This window comes from Mycobacterium sp. 4858, assembly GCF_900240975.1.
GTDB lineage: Bacteria > Actinomycetota > Actinomycetes > Mycobacteriales > Mycobacteriaceae > Mycobacterium.
Genome location: NZ_LT968776.1, coordinates 3,310,846 through 3,328,948 on the forward strand (window position 1 = coordinate 3,310,846; position 18,103 = coordinate 3,328,948).

At 62.4% G+C, this 18,103-nt stretch carries 16 protein-coding genes and 1 pseudogene; 11 read left to right on the forward strand and 6 right to left on the reverse strand.

The window, feature by feature from the left end:
- Nucleotides 1-563 precede the first annotated feature (563 nt).
- Both C1737_RS24355 and C1737_RS26795 read right to left on the reverse strand, forming a co-directional pair.
- Nucleotides 564-1,391 (reverse strand): mycofactocin-coupled SDR family oxidoreductase, encoded by an 828-nt coding sequence (locus C1737_RS24355; protein ID WP_067923873.1) that lies wholly within the window; start codon nucleotides 1,389-1,391, stop codon nucleotides 564-566.
- 235 nt (nucleotides 1,392-1,626) lie between these two features.
- Nucleotides 1,627-1,968: a hypothetical protein gene (locus C1737_RS26795; RefSeq protein ID WP_158243998.1), complete on the reverse strand. Its 342-nt coding sequence runs from the start codon at nucleotides 1,966-1,968 to the stop codon at nucleotides 1,627-1,629.
- Between the two features lie 130 nt (nucleotides 1,969-2,098).
- Here C1737_RS26795 and C1737_RS24360 point away from each other — a divergent pair, with 130 nt between their 5' ends.
- Nucleotides 2,099-3,121 (forward strand): DUF2889 domain-containing protein, encoded by a 1,023-nt coding sequence (locus C1737_RS24360; RefSeq protein WP_174813834.1) that lies wholly within the window; start codon nucleotides 2,099-2,101, stop codon nucleotides 3,119-3,121.
- Between the two features lie 92 nt (nucleotides 3,122-3,213).
- On the opposite strand, the gene C1737_RS24365 is transcribed toward C1737_RS24360, so the two are convergent.
- Nucleotides 3,214-3,846, reverse strand: coding sequence for a TetR/AcrR family transcriptional regulator (locus tag C1737_RS24365; protein WP_102419663.1), 633 nt, complete (start codon nucleotides 3,844-3,846; stop codon nucleotides 3,214-3,216).
- Nucleotides 3,847-4,047: 201 nt separating this feature from the next.
- Between C1737_RS24365 and C1737_RS24370 the strand changes: the two genes are divergently transcribed.
- From C1737_RS24370 to C1737_RS24405, 8 genes are all read left to right on the forward strand, one after another.
- Complete coding sequence (locus C1737_RS24370; RefSeq protein WP_102419664.1) at nucleotides 4,048-4,302, forward strand: aldehyde dehydrogenase family protein; 255 nt, start codon at nucleotides 4,048-4,050, stop codon at nucleotides 4,300-4,302.
- Nucleotides 4,303-4,320: 18 nt separating this feature from the next.
- The gene (locus C1737_RS24375; RefSeq protein WP_102419665.1) at nucleotides 4,321-5,139 is read left to right on the forward strand and encodes a mycofactocin-coupled SDR family oxidoreductase; all 819 of its coding nucleotides are present in this window, start codon (nucleotides 4,321-4,323) and stop codon (nucleotides 5,137-5,139) included.
- A gap of 43 nt (nucleotides 5,140-5,182) precedes the next feature.
- Nucleotides 5,183-5,983 (forward strand): mycofactocin-coupled SDR family oxidoreductase, encoded by an 801-nt coding sequence (locus C1737_RS24380; protein WP_067923881.1) that lies wholly within the window; start codon nucleotides 5,183-5,185, stop codon nucleotides 5,981-5,983.
- 42 nt (nucleotides 5,984-6,025) lie between these two features.
- Complete coding sequence (locus C1737_RS24385; RefSeq protein ID WP_067923884.1) at nucleotides 6,026-6,874, forward strand: carboxymuconolactone decarboxylase family protein; 849 nt, start codon at nucleotides 6,026-6,028, stop codon at nucleotides 6,872-6,874.
- Between the two features lie 283 nt (nucleotides 6,875-7,157).
- Nucleotides 7,158-8,360: a cytochrome P450 gene (locus C1737_RS24390; protein WP_232075019.1), complete on the forward strand. Its 1,203-nt coding sequence runs from the start codon at nucleotides 7,158-7,160 to the stop codon at nucleotides 8,358-8,360.
- Nucleotides 8,361-8,369: 9 nt separating this feature from the next.
- Nucleotides 8,370-9,197 carry an SDR family NAD(P)-dependent oxidoreductase gene (locus C1737_RS24395; RefSeq protein ID WP_102419666.1) on the forward strand — a complete coding sequence of 276 codons (828 nt, stop codon included), beginning with the start codon at nucleotides 8,370-8,372 and terminating at the stop codon, nucleotides 9,195-9,197.
- Nucleotides 9,198-9,513: 316 nt separating this feature from the next.
- Nucleotides 9,514-10,554 carry an LLM class F420-dependent oxidoreductase gene (locus C1737_RS24400; protein WP_102419667.1) on the forward strand — a complete coding sequence of 347 codons (1,041 nt, stop codon included), beginning with the start codon at nucleotides 9,514-9,516 and terminating at the stop codon, nucleotides 10,552-10,554.
- 86 nt (nucleotides 10,555-10,640) lie between these two features.
- On the forward strand, nucleotides 10,641-11,414 hold the full coding sequence (locus C1737_RS24405; protein WP_102420105.1) for an enoyl-CoA hydratase: 774 nt from the start codon (nucleotides 10,641-10,643) through the stop codon (nucleotides 11,412-11,414).
- Between the two features lie 85 nt (nucleotides 11,415-11,499).
- Here C1737_RS24405 and C1737_RS24410 read toward each other — a convergent pair.
- Together C1737_RS24410 and C1737_RS24415 are read right to left on the reverse strand one after the other, a co-directional pair.
- A pseudogene (locus tag C1737_RS24410) lies at nucleotides 11,500-11,703 on the reverse strand (FadR/GntR family transcriptional regulator); the annotation flags it as partial.
- Nucleotides 11,704-12,237: 534 nt separating this feature from the next.
- Nucleotides 12,238-12,828, reverse strand: a complete 591-nt coding sequence (locus tag C1737_RS24415; protein WP_067923900.1) for a TetR family transcriptional regulator — start codon at nucleotides 12,826-12,828, stop codon at nucleotides 12,238-12,240.
- Nucleotides 12,829-13,591: 763 nt separating this feature from the next.
- On the opposite strand from C1737_RS24415, the gene C1737_RS24420 reads away from it, so the two are divergent.
- Both C1737_RS24420 and C1737_RS24425 read left to right on the forward strand, forming a co-directional pair.
- Entirely contained in the window at nucleotides 13,592-14,725 is a 1,134-nt protein-coding gene (locus C1737_RS24420) for a phosphotransferase family protein (protein ID WP_067923904.1), read from the forward strand.
- 47 nt (nucleotides 14,726-14,772) lie between these two features.
- Nucleotides 14,773-15,825 carry a hypothetical protein gene (locus tag C1737_RS24425; protein WP_067923907.1) on the forward strand — a complete coding sequence of 351 codons (1,053 nt, stop codon included), beginning with the start codon at nucleotides 14,773-14,775 and terminating at the stop codon, nucleotides 15,823-15,825.
- A gap of 112 nt (nucleotides 15,826-15,937) precedes the next feature.
- Here C1737_RS24425 and C1737_RS24430 read toward each other — a convergent pair whose 3' ends face one another.
- Nucleotides 15,938-18,088 carry an acyl-CoA dehydrogenase gene (locus C1737_RS24430; protein ID WP_102420106.1) on the reverse strand — a complete coding sequence of 717 codons (2,151 nt, stop codon included), beginning with the start codon at nucleotides 18,086-18,088 and terminating at the stop codon, nucleotides 15,938-15,940.
- Between the last annotated feature and the right edge of the window lie 15 nt (nucleotides 18,089-18,103).

The following is an 18,103-nucleotide window of genomic DNA, read 5'->3' on the forward strand; positions in this document are numbered from 1 at the left end:
GGTGCCGTGGCGATTCGCTTGGTGGAGATCATTTTCGACGAAGCGTCGGGTGCGATGGACCGCTCCGCACATCGCGACAATACTGGGCTACAGACAGTGAAGATTCGTGGTCAACTATTGGCACCCTTTGCACACCGGGCAAGGAGCTCATTTCTTGACCGGCCGGTAATGCGTCGGGCCGACGCACATCGTTATCGACGTGCCTGCGCTTCGAGCTGGTGGTGGGCAACTTCGCTTGCGGCGTTATCCACTGTCTGCACAACGCTGTTCAAGAATCGGTGCGCATACTGCTGGGACTTCGGGCCAACGCCGCTGGTGTGAGTCGAGGCCGAAGATCAGGCCGCCACACTCCACTGTCAGCAGTCAATTGAGGTAACACGGAGTCAGGACCGAGCACGCGTTCTGGGAGTTGCTGAAGAAGACGGCAGAGGACGCTGCTGAGTTGCCGTCAGTGCCCGGACGTGACTTCGAGGTTGGTCGGCGAAGGCATGGGTCTCGTGAGTCGGGTAACGCTAAAGGCATTGCGCCTCGGAGCGTCACGCCGTGCCCAGGGTGGCAACTGTTCAGCGGCGGACGTCCATGCCTGCGTCGACCTTGAGGACGCTGCCGGTGAATGTGCGGCCGAGATCCGACAGCAAGAAAAGGATGGCGTTGCTGACGTCTCTGGGCTCGATCATCGGGAAGTCCGGCAACGCCGTTTGCATCGCGGTGGCCATGTGTGGCGTCTGCTCGATCACCTTGAACAGCGCTGGGTTTTCCAGGACCATAGGCGTCGCGCAGTTCGTCGGCGCCACAGCATTAACCCGGATTCGATGCGCGGCAAGCAAATTAGCGTATGCTCGGACGAGTCCAACAATGGCCACCTTGGCCATCACATAGGCGTCGGAGCCTCCACCGCCATCGGTCATGTCCAGCAGTGCCGCCATCGAACTAGTGGCAATCAAATGTCCGCCCTCGCCACGTTCCTTCATGTGGGGAATCGCGACCTGGAAGGCATTCCAGACACCAATCTGCATGACGTCGATGCCCAGCCGCAATGACTCCGAGGCGTCGACCTCGTCGGGGTTGGTGAGGATGATCCCGGCATTGGCCAGCACCGTGTCGATATGCCCGAACTGCTCTACACCTGCGTTAAACGCGGCCTGAAGGGCCGACTTATCCCGCACGTCGGCCGCCTGGAAGTGCATCTGTCGGCCCGTTTTCTCGACGAGCCGTGCCGTCTCTTCAAGGTCTTCCCACGTGCCCAACTTGTAGGGCACGGCGTCGATGTCGTGGCAGATGTCCACGGCGACGATGTTGGCGCCTTCTTCTGCGAGAGTGACTGCATGCGAACGGCCCTGACCGCGTGCCGCGCCAGTGATGAAAACAACCCGACCGTCGAGCAACCCCATGATCTATGTTCCTTCCTGCCGGACACGCATCGAGGCGCGTGTCAGCCGCACCAATCCGCCGCGCGTCGAAGCGTCACGACGCATGAGAAGAAGCCTACCATGATATAGAGAAATGTTTATCTGATTGTCCCCCGGGCCCTGCCACCTCCAGGGCTGCTGACTGGATGGGCACACTCTTGAGAAACCTTTCGACTTCACGTTAGGTTTCTAAAACGTGCTCACGTGCTTTGACGATTCACAGCGACGAGGTTTCCATGCCAACCGATGATTCGATGCCAATGGTGGACTCCGACGAGTCTGCGATGACCGGAGCCCGCGACGAGAGATGTGTAGGGCGGGCATGGCGCTTGCCTTCCATATCGGCACCGATCCGGTGCCCGTCGAGGCCGACCGTGACGGGCAGGTGATACTGCCCGAGCGTGGGCACTTTCGCGCCTCGTGTTCGTGCGGCAACCGCAGCGTCGGGGTCGACGACTCCGACGAGCGCTTGAGGTTGGCCACGTATCCACACCGGCCACACGCCAGACTGAAAAGAGAGACATTTCGTGGGAATCCTGGCGAGCAAATTGGCCTTCACCCGTCGACCGACGGCGTGCGTGCGGCCGGATGCCGAGTTCTTTGGGCTCTACGACTCCGACGGAAACATCTGGAGTTCTGCAGCGTCCTCGCTGCGGCGAAGTTCGGCACAGTGAACTCGTGACGCCGCTATGACCAGAACCGACTTGGGCGCACCCGATTTCAGGATGCATCCCCTGCACGGTATTCACGAGCCGACGACGGGCACGCCGCCGCGGCGACCGGGTTCGGTGCGGCGCACGAGTTCCATTGACATAACGCGTGATCCGGGCTCGCTGGATCCGGTGCATCTATCTGGTTGGGCACGCGACCTCATGACCACGCACGACGGAACTGCCGTCGAGATGGCCCAAGCCCGAACGCGAGTGACCGTCGAGATGCTCGCCCGCGTGGTTCAGCAGATTGACGTCGAGCCCGCGGTCGCGTGCATGCATCTGGTCGGTGCCCCGGCGATGAGCGGGTTCCGAGCCGCGGTCGACGAGACGGCTCCGCAATTAAGGGAGCGACGCGACTTGCGCTACACGTTGCTCGACGATGTCCCGGTCGCCACCCTGATCTCGGGGCATGCGTTGTCGGCGTCCGGCGCGCTGGGGAACGGCGCCACATCGGGCTATCTCCCGGTCGCCGACCAATGCGCGGGCTTCGTGACCGGCGGTCTGCTGATGACCTCATTCGAGGCTGGAGACCCTGCCGTTGTGACCGGACCGCCGGCGCCGGGCCTCGAGGACCCCGACGACCCGCTGGCTTGGCACGAAATGGTAGCGCTCCCTATCCACGGGATGCGTCGTCGCCGCAGGCTGGACGTGGGAAACCATGGGGGAGCAGCCGAAATAGGAATCGATGCGATGTTTCGCGACACTTACGTCCGGGCCGACGGCACGGAAACCATCATCCACGAGTACACGGTCGAGGCAGTGGTGGATTCCGATACCCAGACCATCTTGAGCTCGCAGGCGGTAGCCCGGGTGCTCCCCTGGCAAGAATGTCCGGGCGCCGTCGCCAGCGCAACCCGCCTCGCCGGAATGAGGTTGGATCAGTTGCACTTTCGCATTCGGCATGAACTTCACGGAACGTCGACGTGCACCCACCTCAACGACTTGCTGCGCAGCATCGGCGACGTCGCAGCACTGGTCGCACTGCTACCCGCCGGCTGAGGTTTGGGGCAGCCGCCTCCGATCGCCGTTCTTCTGTAGCAGGCTGGCGCTAGATCGAACCGCCGCGTTCACCTCGGCGACGCGACACGGCTTCACCGCGGCGAGAACGCTCCAGGAAGAAAGGCCCGCAGCAGTCCCTCGTCGCCTCCGTATTCGGCCGGTCCAGGCTCAGCGATGAGGCTAAAGCAGATGCGAGTCACCCAGTGAGCCATCGTCTCTGGAGCCACATCGTCGCGAACTTCACCCCTTGCCGCGGCGGCGGCGAATCGCTCGCCGAGTCCGTCTCGTAAACGGTTCTGCCACTTCTCGGACGCTGAAGCCGCATGAAAGGTGCGCCCCATTTCATCGTCGAAGGTCAACATTCGCATGGTCGGCGATTCTCGCGTTACGGCGAGGCCGACTATGCAGCTATTCACCAGCTGGTCGGCGAACGATTCCCCTGTGTCCCAACAGGAATCCGCCGCATCGAGCACTGCGGTCACGGCGCGCAGAAAACACTCGGCCAGCACGGCGTCGCGATTCGGGAAGTAGCTGTAAACAGTGCTGCGGTGTACCCCTGCCTTGTTGGCAATGTGCGTCATCTTCGTTCGGCCCACGCCACGTTCTGCGTAACACTTCTCTGCGGCATCAAGCAACCGTTCGCGCGCCTGATCGTCGCTCGTCGGCAGATCTGCACCCCATGCCGGGGCCCGCGCCGCAGCACTCCGTGTCGCCATACCGGCCATTCAACCGCTCCTCGACTTCGGACCCAAGCTTGACTTGACCGACACTTTATCCTAATTTGTCGTTCAAGGGACATGTCTGCCGGTAGTGTCGTCAGGGTGGACGGGCTGTTGGATCGCCACGTACTCGGCAACTAAGTCACGGACGGCTGGTTTACAGGCGCCAGTCGCCACGGCTGGAGGGAGCTACGTGCATGACGGTAACTGCCGAGGTACAGGCCTTCGAATTCCAGCGCGGGCGTGCACGAGCACATTTTTCCGCCGGTGGTGTCGGTGTCCCCCTTCCGTAGCGACGAGGACGCAATCGCGTTGGCAAACGACACCTCGTTCGGGTTGGCCAACTACGTGCACACCACGAATCTGGCGCGCGCTCACACGGCAGCCAGGGCTCTGCAATCAGGCACCGCGCATCGGCTTCGGCTCGCCTGCGCTACCTCATTAGTCCTGGTACAGCATTGACACCTAAGGAGTTTCATCATGTCTGACTTTTTTGCCGGCAAGGTCGCGTTCATCACCGGCGCGGCCCGCGGCCAGGGCCGCGCACATGCTGTGCGGCTCGCCGGCCACGGCGTGAACATCATCGCGGCAGACATATGTCGCGATCTGCCGGGCATGGATTATCCGAACGCGACTCAAGCTGATCTCGACGAAACCCGAGATCTGGTGGAAAGCGCCGGCGCCAAGATCGTGACGGGCATCGCCGACGTCGCCGACCAGGCAGCTTTGAAGGCCGTGCTCGACGACGGACTCGCCCACTTCGGTCGCCTCGACATCGCCATCGCCAATGCCGGCATCGTGCGCTACAGCCCAGACGACGACCCGATCGTCACCTGGAACGACATCATCAACACCAATTTGACCGGCGTCTGGAACACCTGTTTCCTGGCCCGCCAACCCCTCATCGATGGCGGTCGAGGAGGCTCCATCGTCATCACCAGCTCATCAGCCGGAATCAAGGGCACCGGCACGCACATGACTGGTGCTCTGGCATACACCGCGGCCAAACGCGGCATCGTCGGGCTCATGCAATGCCTTGCCTTGGACTTGGCTCCGCACAACATCAGGGTCAACACCATTCACCCGACCGGCGTGGTCAGCGGAATGACGATGAACGACGCGATGGCGCAGATGGTCGCGTCCGGCGACCCAGGACTGCTGGCGATGCAAAACGCCCTGCCGATCGAAATCTTGCAACCCGACGACATCGCCGACGCCGTCGAGTGGCTGGTGAGCGAGAAGGCCAAGTACGTCACCGGCATCGCTCTGCCCATCGACGCCGGCTTCACCGTGCGCTGAACCTGGTGGCGGCCGACTCACGATCGACGAAAGGCGCACTTTCATGGGACGCATGACCGGCAAGGTCGTTCTGGTCACCGGCGCAGCACGCGGTATGGGACGCAGTCACGCCATTCGACTGGCGGAGGAGGGAGCCGACCTCATCCTCGTCGACATTTGCAGCTCGATCGATGGAATCGGCTATGCGATGAGCTCGGCCGAAGACCTGGCGAGCACGGTGAAGGAAGTGGAGGCCTTGGGCCGGCGGGTTCACGCCGCTCGCGTCGACGTCCGAGATCGACAGCTGATGCAGGACGTCGTCGGAACGGGTGTTGAGCGACTCGGACATCTCGACGGCGCTGTGTCCAACGCTGGTGTCTTGACTTGTGGAACATGGGAGTCAACGACCGACAAGGATTGGCGAACTGTTCTGGACGTCAACTTGATTGGTACCTGGAACACCTGCCTGGCGTCGATCCCGCACATGCTGGAACGTGGCGGCAGCCTGGTGAACATCAGCTCGGCGGCGGGCATCAAGGGAACTCCATTGCATCTGCCTTACACCGCAAGCAAGCACGGGGTGGTCGGGTTGAGCATGGCGTTGGCCAACGAACTCGCCAATCACGCGATTCGCGTGAACACCGTCCATCCCACCGGTGTCGAAACCGGTATCGAGGCACCGAGGTTGATGGAAATGTTGAGCGGCGAGCGCCAAGATCTGGGGCCGATCTTCCAGAACGCGATGCCGACGTTCTACATCGATGCCGTCGATGTCAGTAACGCCGTGCTCTATCTGCTCTCCGACGAAGCCCGCTTCGTCACCGGCACTCAGTTGAAGGTCGATGCGGGAGTGACGATTCGTTGATACGAAAAGGGTTCTGGCTACCTAAGCCAGCGTGAAGGAAATATGAGCGTCAGCACGACAAAAGTGGACGCCGAGGAACGGCGCCGACGGGGCATGGCGTTGTATCGCGACATCATGGCTGTTGAGCCGACCGAGCCAGCAACTCCGAGGGCAGCCACCCTGATCGACTTCGTGTTCGCCGAGATCTGGTCACGTCCCGGAATCGACCTTCGTTCCCGCCGACTGATTGCCGTGAGCTGCGCTGCAGGTGCCGACGCACACAGCACGCTTGCCGACCACTTCTACGCCGCGCTGAAGACGAGCCAGTTCACGGTCGATGAACTCGACGAGTTCATCCTGCACTTTGCGGTGTACTGCGGCTGGCCGAAGGCTGAGGTCACCGAGACGATTCTGAAGGAGCAACTGGTTCGGCTGCACGCCGAGGGCGTCGCTGTAGTTTCTCGGCGTCTCCCGCAGCCACTCAGCGCAGCACCAGCCGACCAGGAACTCCGTAAACTAGGCGGCGAGCAGTGTTTTCGAGAGGTGAATTGCTGCGATGCGCCGCCGCGGGGTGTCCCCTACTACGAGAGCGGCATCCTCAATTTCGTCTTCGGTGAGCTGTGGAGGCGCCCAGGGCTGAACCGACGCGACCGCCGCTGGATCACCTTGGCGTGCGTGGGACTGGACGACACCATCATCCCCATTCAGTCACACGTGTATTCGGCCATGAAGTCCGGTGACATCACCTACGACGAAATGCGCGAGTTGGTGTTGCAGTTCGCTGCTCACTCTGGATGGCCGAAAGCGCAGTTCATGCAGCAGTCGGTGGACGAAATGTACGAGCGGATCAACGGGGAGGCCTCGATCGAGCCGTGGCGAGAAGACGGTCTCGACGGCACGGGTCCGGCGTAACCGCCAGGCGCAGGGCGCGGGCGGCCGACGGACCGCCGTGCATAGAGGCCCCGATCGACACCCCTTCGCGATCGGCGGCTAGGCGGCGACCGGCACGGCTTCATCGTCGGGGCCTGTTCGTCGTCGGCATTGATGGCCCACCGCTTTGGCGTTGATTTTAGAGTTTTCAACTATATAGTCGAAAATTGACAACTCGTCGGAGATTTTGCTTTAGGCTCTAGGGCGGCGGCGTGAAGGCGGCACTGCAGCGCGTTCCACGGTCAGCGAGCGCAACGAAAGGCCAATGATGGAAAACACATTCGACACCTCCACTCTCCGTTACGACCCCTACGATCCCGAACTCGACGTAGATCCGTATCCGATGTGGCGTCGCCTCAGGGATGAGGCGCCGCTGTACTACAACGAGCTGTACGACTTCTATGCCTTGAGTCGCTTCGCTGACGTGAAGGACGCCAGCACGGACTGGGACACGTACCGGTCAGGTAAAGGCACCGTCCTGGAGATGATCAAGAGTGGCGCGCCCGTTCCGCCGGGCTTGATCCTTTTCGAGGATCCGCCAGAGCATGATCGGCACCGCGGTCTGCTGGCGCGAGTCTTTACGCCGCGTCGTGTCGCGGAGATCGAGCCGAAGGTTCGCGCGTACTGTGCGCGCGCGCTGGACCCGATGGTTGAACGCGGCGGATTCGACTTCATCGCCGACCTTGGCGCCGAGGTGCCGATGCGCACCATCGGAATGATGCTGGGCATGGCCGAGTCCGATCAGGTCAAGAATCGTCAGCGCGTGGAGGAGGGATTCAGCGCCGCGGGCGAAGGCAGCGATTGGATCATGGAGATCCTAGACCCGGAGACATTCGGCGAATACATCGACTACCGAACCAAGAACCCCTCAGACGACCTGATGACGGACCTGATCAACGCGACCTACAGCGACTCCGACGGTGTCGTGAGACACCTCGACAAAGAGACGATGATGACCTACATCGGGTTGCTGGCCGCCGCTGGCAACGAGACGACGGTGCGTCTGATCGGCTGGGCGGGAAAGGTGTTGGCCGAACATCCCGATCAGCGACGCGAGCTGGTCGCCGACCCCAGCTTGATACCCGATGCGATCGAAGAACTCCTGCGCTATGAGACGCCCTCGCCGGTGAATGCACGCACCCTTGCTCGTGACGTCGAGCTCTACGGCGTCACGGCGCCGGCAGGTAGCGTGATGATTCTGCTTCACGGAGCAGCCAACCGCGACGAGAGGATGTTCGCCGAGCCGGACCGCTTCGACATCCACCGCGCCAACAAGAAGTCGCACCTCGCGTTCGGGCACGGTATCCACTTCTGTTTGGGTGCCCATCTGGCCCGACTCGAGGCCCGCGTCGCGTTGGAAGAGGTGCTCAAACGTTTCCCAGAGTGGCAGGTCGACTGGGACAACGCGGTGCAGGCACACACCTCCACGGTTCGCGGGTGGGAAAACCTACCCGTGGTCGCTGGCTGAGGACCCCAGATGAGGGTCATCGTTACGGGTGCCAACAGCGGCGTCGGCAAGGCTACGGCAGCCGCGCTGGCCGCGGCCGGCCACCAGGTGGTGCTGGCCTGCCGAACACCGAGCAAGGGCGTGGCCGCCGCGCGTGACATGCACGGCGACGTGGAGGTCGCTCGCCTTGACCTGGCAAACCTGCGCAGCGTGCACGAGTTCGCCGCCTCCATTGACTCGGTCGACGTGCTGGTCAACAACGCCGGTGTACTCGGCGTGCCGCTCACGCACACCGCTGACGGTTTTGAAGCCCATATGGGAACCAATCACCTCGGGCACTTCGCGCTGACCTGCCTGCTGGCCGATCGCATCAAGAACCGTGTCGTGACCGTCTCCAGCGGCACGTACGTGATGGCGAGGCTGCATCTGGAGGACCTGAACTGGGAACGCCGTGCGTACAACGCTTGGTCGGCTTACACCGAATCGAAACTAGCAACCGCCGTGTTCACCGTGGAATTGGCGCGCAGAGGCGTCACCGCACACCTCGCCGACCCCGGTATCAGCCAGAGCGCCATCGTGTCCGACAGGTCCGGCTTCGCCGCGCGGGTGGTCAGGTACCTTCAACCTCGAATCGCCCAGCCCGGCGACCTCGCGGCGCGGTCCACCGTGTTGGCAGCCATCACGGACCTGCCTTCCCCCACGTACTGGGCTCCGCGCGGCCTGCTTCACCAGTGGGGCAGGCCAAAGGTCGTCAAGTTGAATCGCAAGGCCTGCGATCCCGAGACCGGTCGCCGGTTATGGGACATCTCGACCGCACTCACCGGTTGCGATCTGCCACTCACGCGAAAGTTACCTTGAGTTAAGGCGTTTCGCCCTGTGGCGTGCCGCCGACCCCTTCGCATTGCTTGTCGAAGTCGGGGCAGGAAACGGACGATTCTTCTGCGGTAGATGCCACCAGCGGGGGATCTGGTTGGCGCGACTGTGCCGCGGTTCGCCCACGGCGAGAAATGCTTGATCGTCGGGAGGCGATTAGAGAGAGAGTCTACGCAGACCAAGGAAAATTCGACTCGCTAATATAATCTGTCTTAAAACCAAAAATCTGGCTGGCGGGCTTGCCGACGAACTACGCGACACCCGTATGGCGGATCGCTAACGAAGCGCAGAGGGTATCGGCATGAGCGACGAGTGTGGAGGCTTGAAGATCGACGCGGCGTCCTTCACGGATCTTGCGGGCGTCGCGGAAGCTGCCCAAACGCTGGAGCGACAGGGCTACGACTGCTGCTGGTCGCCCGAACTCAACCACGATCCGTTCCTGCCGCTCGTGCTCGCGGCCGAACATACGCGCACCCTTGAGCTCGGAACTGGGATCGCGGTCGCCTTCGCTCGCAACCCGATGACGGTCGCCAACCTTGGGTGGGACCTTCAGTCATACTCGCAGGGCCGCTTCAACTTGGGTCTCGGTTCGCAGGTCAAGGCGCACATCGAAAAGCGGTTCGGCATGCCTTGGAGCCAGCCTGCCCGTCGCATGCGAGAGTTCGTTTTAGCTCTGCGCGAGATATGGTCGTGCTGGCGGAATGGCACCAAACTAGAGTTCGAGGGCGACTTCTATACCCATCGACTTATGACGCCGATGTTCACCCCAGAGCCGATGCCGTATGAGTTCCCGAGAATCTTCGTCGCTGCAGTGGGCGATACGATGACCGAGATCTGTGGAGAGGTCGCCGATGGCGTGCTTGCGCACTCATTCACGACGAAGCGCTACTTCGAAGAGGTGACCACGCCGGCGCTGTTGCGCGGTTTGCAGCGTGCTGGCCGCGAGCGGCGCGAAATACAGGTCTCCTGCCCAGTTTTCGTGGTGACGGGACGCGACGACGCCGAACTAGCCGCCAATGCCAAAGCGATGCGTAAACAGATCGGCTTCTATGGATCGACACCTGCCTATCGCAAAGTGCTGGACCTGCACGGGTGGGGTGAGCTGCAGACCGAACTGCATCACCAGTCTTTGCAGGGGCAGTGGGATCAAATGGGAACACTCATCGATGACGAGGTGTTAGAGGCCTTCGCGGTCGTCGCACCCTTGGACAAACTTGCGGCGAAGATTCACGACCGGTGCGACGGGCTCATCGACCGCGTGCCGGTTAGTTTTCTATCGCCTATCGGTGATGAGGCCACGATCGCTCTGGTTGAGCAGCTACGAGGGGCACCGGTTGATTGACACGAGGGTGATGCGTCAGTCTGAACTGAGTTTGGCTACAGCAGGATGCTCACGTCACAGCCGGGACTGTGCTAGGTTTTCTTTGTGTGAGCACCGAAACACCGGTTTTGACAGTCGATTACGCTCACGTACGAGTCGTGACGCTAAATCGGCCTGCCGCTAGGAACGCACTCGACCGCGCAATGGTCGAGGCGGCGTACGCGGCGTTCACTGAGGCTGACGCCGAAGGCTCGGTGCGCGCGGTGGTGCTCACCGGCACCGACCCGGCGTTTTGCGCCGGGGTGGATCTCAGGGAGGCCCAGCGGCACGGCGCTGAGTACTTCTCCATCTTCGAATCGCACAACTGTGTCGCCGCGACGGCGAGCATGCGAACGCCGATCATCGGGGCCATTAATGGTGCCGTGTTCACCGGCGGGCTCGAAATGGCCCTGGGCTGTGACTTTCTCATCGCATCCGAACGAGCGGTCTTCGCCGACACGCACATTCGAGTAGGGATCCTGCCCGGCGGCGGGATGACAGCGCGGTTGCCGCTGTTGGTCGGTCCGGCCATCGCGCGGCGCATGTCAATGACCGGAGAAGTCATCGGGGCGACTCGCGCCGAGCGGATCGGGCTGGTAACGGAAGTCGTGCCGCACGAACAATTGATGGACCGCGCGCTCGAGCTGGCGCGACAGATTGCCGACGTGCCGGAGCGAACGATGTTGGGCCTCAAGGAACTCTATTCCACTGGAGCCGCCACAGTGATCAACCCCGCTTTGGCGGCAGAGCAGCGGATAGGGCAGGCATACGTCGGGGGCTTCGACAATATCGAAGACCCGTTACGAGCGGTAACCGAACGCAACAAGAGCCAGCTCACGTAGACATTTTCGGGGACCGTCGAACGTCCCCGTGCAGCATCATTACTCGGCTCCGCAATCGATGAACGAGCAAATGGCCTGGACCGTTTCGGGCGGGCAATCCCCCGCCGCGCACCCCGCGCTGGACTTCGATCAGCGATTCGGACTCGAGTATGCGGAGTGCCTCCCGAAGGGTTGGCCGCGACACCCCGAACCGTTCCATCAACTCCGACTCGGGCGGCAGCATAGTTCCCTCGGTGATCTCACCGTGGTTGAACATCCTGCGCAGTGCGGCGGCCGCACGATCAGCCATCTTTGGCTCTCGAAGGTGTGTAGTGGGCGAGGATCGCTGATCGGAACCACCAAAGAAGACGCCTTTGACGACCGGCGGCCGATCGGCATGGTCGAAAATTGTGAACTGACAAAGGGACTCGTCGATTTCGCGGTGGCCCCAGTCAACAGGTCATGGATTAGCCGATGCCGACAAAACCGATGCCACGGACGCCCCGCCGACATGGAAAGCGTCCGCCAAAGCGCCCAGCTGTATCGGATCTTGCCGGCCGACAGCACCTACGACGCGAACTCCTTCAACATGAATCGACGGCCGCTGGGCGATCGCGAGCAAGGCCGCTTCGAGCCGACGGGCCCGAGCTCGCGGCAAGATCCCCCAGCGTGACTTAGCTTAGGCTTGCGTGGCCCTGCAAGCGAGCGACGACCGGAAGCTGGCCGCGGCTCTGGGGGATCTGAGGGTCCCAAAATCGTTGAGCTGGTTGCAAGTTTGCCGCGAAGCGATGCCCGAAGATACCTCGTGCCGATCTGGCCCGTGAGCGTTGCGAATCGCGATCCGCTACTTGAGGATCCCAGGCAACGCCGCGAACTCTTGGCGGATGAGGTCCTCAACGGCCTGTCCGCGCGTATTCAGCCACCGGTTGATGGCCCGGGTGAGCAGCAGCATGCCCACCGACGCGAGCAGCTCGCATTCTTCATTCGGCGCCGGAAGGCCGCGCCGCTCGGCGACAATTTTCGCGATCACGTCAATGTTGGCGGTGTGATTCTGTTGTTCGCGGCCCAGCAGAACGGCCGATGACGCTATGGCGTCGTAGTACTGACTGATCCGCGTCCGGATGCGTTTCAATGCGGGAGCGAGGAGCGCGAACGAGTGCTCCATTGCTTGGAAGTCGGAGATTGAGTCTGGTTGGGCGAGATAGACACCACCAAACGCGCGGATGAAGTCAAACTCTCCCGAGAAAAGCACCGATTCCTTGGTCGGAAAGTAGCGAAAGAAGGTCCGGGGGGATACACCTGCGGCCTCAGCGATCTCATCGGTGCTCGTTGCGTCATAACCATATGCACCGAAGAGCTGCAATGCCGCCTCAAGCAGTGCAGTGCGCACGCGCTCCGCGTGCGCACCGCGAGGCGAGCGATCCCCACGGGGCAACTGTCACCCTCCCGCGTCAATATCAACTCGATGAAACTATAGCCACAGCGTTAACACAAAGCAGCCGCCACGGCGACGTCGGCGCGCGACCCGCAGCGCCTGCGGCGAAGGCCTCGTATGCCCTTCCATTCCGCAGGCGAGGCGCGTGGTCCGTATGTCCGGGCGTTGACGGTGGGTTGCTGGTTGCCCTGCCAGGGCCGGCTCAACGAACCACTGTATGGCACGCAACTGTCTAGTGTAATGAGGTGCAAGCTCCAGCCTTGCCTTTGCACGCCTGGCGGGGTTTCCTCCTGATCAGCTGTGCTATCCCGGGATTTGCATTGACGATATGGCACCGAACTGTCATCGTGTTTCTATCCGACAGTCAGCGGAGGCGTGGTAAATGACCGATCTCGAGGCTGCGCAGCCGTGGGCGGTCGGCGCGACGCATGATGTTGTCCCAGTGAGGGGCCCTCGGCCGGTGCTGGTGCGGGCCGGCATCGGCGTGGCTTTCACGGCGATCGCGAATTTTGTGTATTCCTCCGGCGAGGGACGTTCAAGCACAGCGTTTCTTCGATCGGTGCACCGACGAAAGTCCTTGGGGATCAAAGTAAATGCACCCACGCAAGAGTCGACAAGTACGACGGTCAACTGACATATCCGACTCTGCCCCTGAAGGGCTTCCACGCCCTCAAGGACTTGCGTTCACCCCAATGGATGCATCCGGCTGCCGCGTCGACGGGCGGCTGTAGAGAACTAGACAGTTCAGGAAGGAGAATTGAGCATGGCCGACGACGTGGCTGTCGAATACGTCGACATCCCCACAAAAGTTCGGCTTCGCGATATGGGTGCGGTCCGGCCGGCAATCGAGGCATGGTTGCGCCGACGCGTCGGAGACGACCTCGAGGTGCATAAAGTGGATCAGCCCGACACCGCTGGCGTCGCCAACGAGACCCTGATGATAAGCGCCACCTGCGCATTGAACGGCGAGTGTGAGGAGGCCAGCTACGTCATGCGAGTCGGCGCGACCGAGCACTTATTCATGGGGATGGATGTAAAGACTCACTACCTGATTTACGAGAAGCTTTCGCAGGAGCCGCAGATCCCGTCGCCACCAGTGGTTGGTTACGAGCCAGACACGAGGGTGTTCGGCCAGCCTTTCTTCGTCATGGAGAGGGTGGAGGGCCAGGTGCCACCGGACAATCCGCCCTTCAACGTGAGTGGCTGGGTAGTCGAACTCCCACCACAGTCGCAGCATGAGTTGTGGCGCGGCGCCATCGAGGTGATGGCCGAACTACACGGGTTGGATCCGGCTGAATTCAGTTTCTTGGCGCGGCCAAACCTGGGCCGCACGGGACTCGAGCAGGAGCTGAACCATTGGCTGGCGTATGCCAAGTGGTGTGGAGGTGATGAGCTTCCAATGGTTAAGCGCGCTTCGGAATGGTTGGTCACAAATCTGCCTCAAGGCGCTCCGCCCGGGTTCTCCTGGGGCGATGCGCGACCCCAGAACATCATCTACCAGGGAACGTCCGTGGCGGCCGTGCTCGATTGGGACATGGTCTCCCTGGCGGGGCCGGAGTGTGACTTGGCCTGGTGGACGTACACGGATCACGCCGTCACCACCGCGCGCGGACTGCCGCGTCCTGCGGGGTTTGGCTCGCGGCGCGACGCGATCAATCTTTGGCAAGAGCTCATAGGTCGCCCGGCTGAACACCTCGACTGGCACCTTGTGCTGAACGCCCTGCGCATCACGCTCGTGATGGTGCGCCTGCCCGCCATGCTGCTGGCGACCGGACAGCTAACGCCGGACCAGGCGCGCCAACTCAACGAGAGCGGCAACATGGACTGGCTGGACGGCCTTCTCGACGGTCCGCCGCCCCCGCGTTTTGGATCGCGCTGGTCCGGGTGGGACGACTAGGCGACGCCGGCATGGAGCCCCCAAACCACCGTGAGTAAGGAGATTTCGTGACCGTCCAGGATTTGTCGAGCGGACTGCCGGCCGCGCAGGAGAGTGTCGTCTCGGAGCGACCGACTGAGCCGTTCTGGGCGGAGAATCTTCTTTTCGCGTTATACGACCCTCGAGCAGATCTCGGCTTCTGGCTGCACTTGGGCAGCGTGCCCAATGAGTGGGATATGTGGGAGGACCGGGTGCTGGTCTGTCTGCCTGGCGATGAGGGCGTTCTGACGATGTGGGGCTACTACTACACACCCCAGCAGAAGAAGCCGGCGGGACCGAACCTGGCGTTTCGATGCATTGAGCCGTTCAAACGCTGGAAGGTCACGTTTGACGGCTTCGCACAACACGTTTCGAACACCGATATGCAGAATGGGCTGGTCCCGGACGGCCTGCGCAAGCGCCTCGTCATCGACTTGGAGGTCGACTGTGTGACGCCGGTGTGGGACGCGCACACTTCGGCTCACGGCGAGGGCGGCAAGGGTGACATGACCAATCAGGGCTGGGCAAAGGAGCATTACGAACAGCTCTATCGCGCCCGCGGCCAGGTGCGGGTGGACCAGACGATCTATGACATCGATGCGACGGGCTGGCGTGACCACTCGCGCGGCCCGCGCGGAGGCGGCACCGGCGAACCGTGGGGCGGTCACGTGATAGCGAGCTGCCTGTACGAAAGTGGGAAAGCATTCGTCTTCTCGTCCTACTGGCGTCTGGACGGGCTGATCACGTTGCAAGGTGCAGCGGTCGTTGACCGCGACGGCAGATTCTGCACCGCTGAGGTGCTCGAACCGCCGAGGCTGAAGGATCTGCAGTTCTCGGGTGAGCGCCTGCCTATTCGCCTGCGCTGGGATGGCGGGGCGATCGACACTGTGCTGGAGACCCGACGCTCCATCTGGATGTCGATGCAGAAGTACCTTGCGGTCGGGAAGGATCTGGAGGGGCCGGGGCTGATGTATGTGCTGAACTTCGGCCCCTGCGAATGGGATGGGGAAGTCGGCCAGGTTTATATCGAGCGGTCCGACGCGCTCAACTCCCCGGCCAAACGGGTTTGGTCAAAAGCCTAGGCCGCCCTTGGGTTTCAGGGCAGACCCGCTTCACAGCTACCCATGTTCGGCGCGGCCGCTGGGATCGATGAGTTTCGCCAAGTGCTTGCAGACAAACGGTATCGCTCGATTGTTATGCCAGCAGTGGGTCGCGCGGTAGGCCGAGGATGCGTTCGGCGATGAGATTGCGGATAATCTCTGAGGTCCCGCCGGCGATCGTGAGACAGCGGCTGTACAGGTAGTCATGTACGACCTCGGCCTGCTCTCCGACGAGGACAGCAGGGGTGACAATGCAAAGAGCCAGTTCGGCGACGCGTTGCGCGTGTTCAGCGCCGTATAGCTTCGCAATGTTGCCTTCGATCGTTGACCCGGAATCGAATACCGCTCGGGCCGCCCGCCGGAGATTCAGCGCTGCAAGACAATACGACTCCACGAGTAGGGCGCCGACTTCACGCGCGAGGCCTGTGTCGCCGCTGCGGTACTGCTCCAACAAATCGGCGAGCTTGTCCGCAGGCAGGGTCACTGAACCACCACCGAGGGATACGCGTTCGTTGCCGAAGGTCGCCATGGCGACTTTCCAACCGGCGTTCACCTCACCGACAATGTCGCGGTCGGGGACGAAGACGTCGGTGAAGAAGACCTCGTTGAACAGCGTCGCGCCGGTGATCTCCTTCAGGGGGCGGATCTCCACACCCGGTGCCGCCAGATCGATGATCATGGCGGTGATGCCACGGTGCTTGGCTGCGCTGCGATCGGTGCGCACCGTGGCCAGACCCCGCTGGCAATTCATCGCATCGCTTGTCCACACCTTCTGGCCGGTCACCGACCAACCGCCCTCGACGCGCTCGGCATTGGTAGCGACCGCGGCCGCATCAGAGCCCGCTCCTGGCTCACTGAACAACTGACACCAGCGCAGCTCACCCTCGAGGCTGGGCCAGATCAGCCGCTCGACCTGCTCCGGGCTACCGTGCTCAAGCAAAGTCGGCACCACCCACTCGCCGAGTCCGAGGTGCGGCTTACCCAGTGCGCCGAGCACTTCCTCGATGATCAGCTGCTCCACCGAGTCCGCGCCGCGCCCGAACGGCGGCGGCCAGTGCGGCTGCAGATATCCGCTGCGGGCCCATAACTTGGGTCTGCTGTCAACGTCGGCCCGCACCAACTCCGACCGGAACTCCTCGGCGGCCAGTCGGTACTGTTGGGCTTCGGGCGGCAGATCTAGCGCGTGATGCAGTCGCACCCCAGCGCGTTGCGATTCGATGACCTTGTCGTGCAATGCTTCTCGCCCGCCACAGAACGCCAGCAAGATTGTGGCCCGGCGAATGAAGAGATGGGCGTCGTGCTCCCAGGTGTATCCGATGCCGCCGTGGATCTGAAGATTTTGCAGCGCGACGCGCTGATAGGCCGGCAGCACATGTCCGGCCGCCATGGCCACCGCCAGGTCGGCTTCTGGTCCGTGCCTGCGGGCTGCATCCCAGGTGACCGCAACGGCCAGTTCCGAATCGACCAGCATGTTCGCGCAGTGGTGCTTGATCGCCTGAAACGACCCGATGGGCCGATCGAACTGTCGTCGATCCTTGGCATAGCTGGTCGCCATTTCGGTGCAAGCGGCCAAGCCGCCAACCGCCTCGGCCGCCGCCAGCAGCCGAAGCGTGCGCACGGCGCTGGCAGCAGCACCGACCAGCACGTCGGCGACGGGGGCAGCGGATAGTTCTAGGACGACTAGCGGGCGGGTGAGCATGTCGTTTGTTTCGCCGACCTGGACGGAAACGGCGTCGCCATCTTCGACCAGCACGATGTCTTCACCGACGGTGATGAGGTAGACGTCGCTGCCGGAGTCACCGAGAACCGCGATGTTTGTTCCCGTGATGGTCGAATCCGACCGAATCGCAGTGTTGGTCGTACTGACGCCTGCGATCAGCTCGCCCGACGCGAGACGGGGAAGCCAGCGTTGTTGCTGCTGTTCGCTGCCGAACTCGGCCATTAGCACCGATGCAGCCACCGTCGGCAGGAACGGCCCACCGATAGCGGCGCGGCCGAGCTGTTCCATCACCACCGTGAGCTCGGGAAGGCCGTAGCCTTGGCCCCCGAACCGCTCGTCGATGTGCAGGCCGAGCCAGCCCGCCGAGGCCATCTCCTTCCAAAGCTCGTCTGCGGCCCACCAACGGTCAGGTCGGTCCGGATTCAGCAGCATGTCGCGCGCAGCCGCCATGCCCCCGCGCGCAGCCACCACCGCCGCGGCGAGGTCCGCGAAGGCGCGGTGGTCTTCCGTTATCGCCAAAGACACGACCAAGAACCCTCT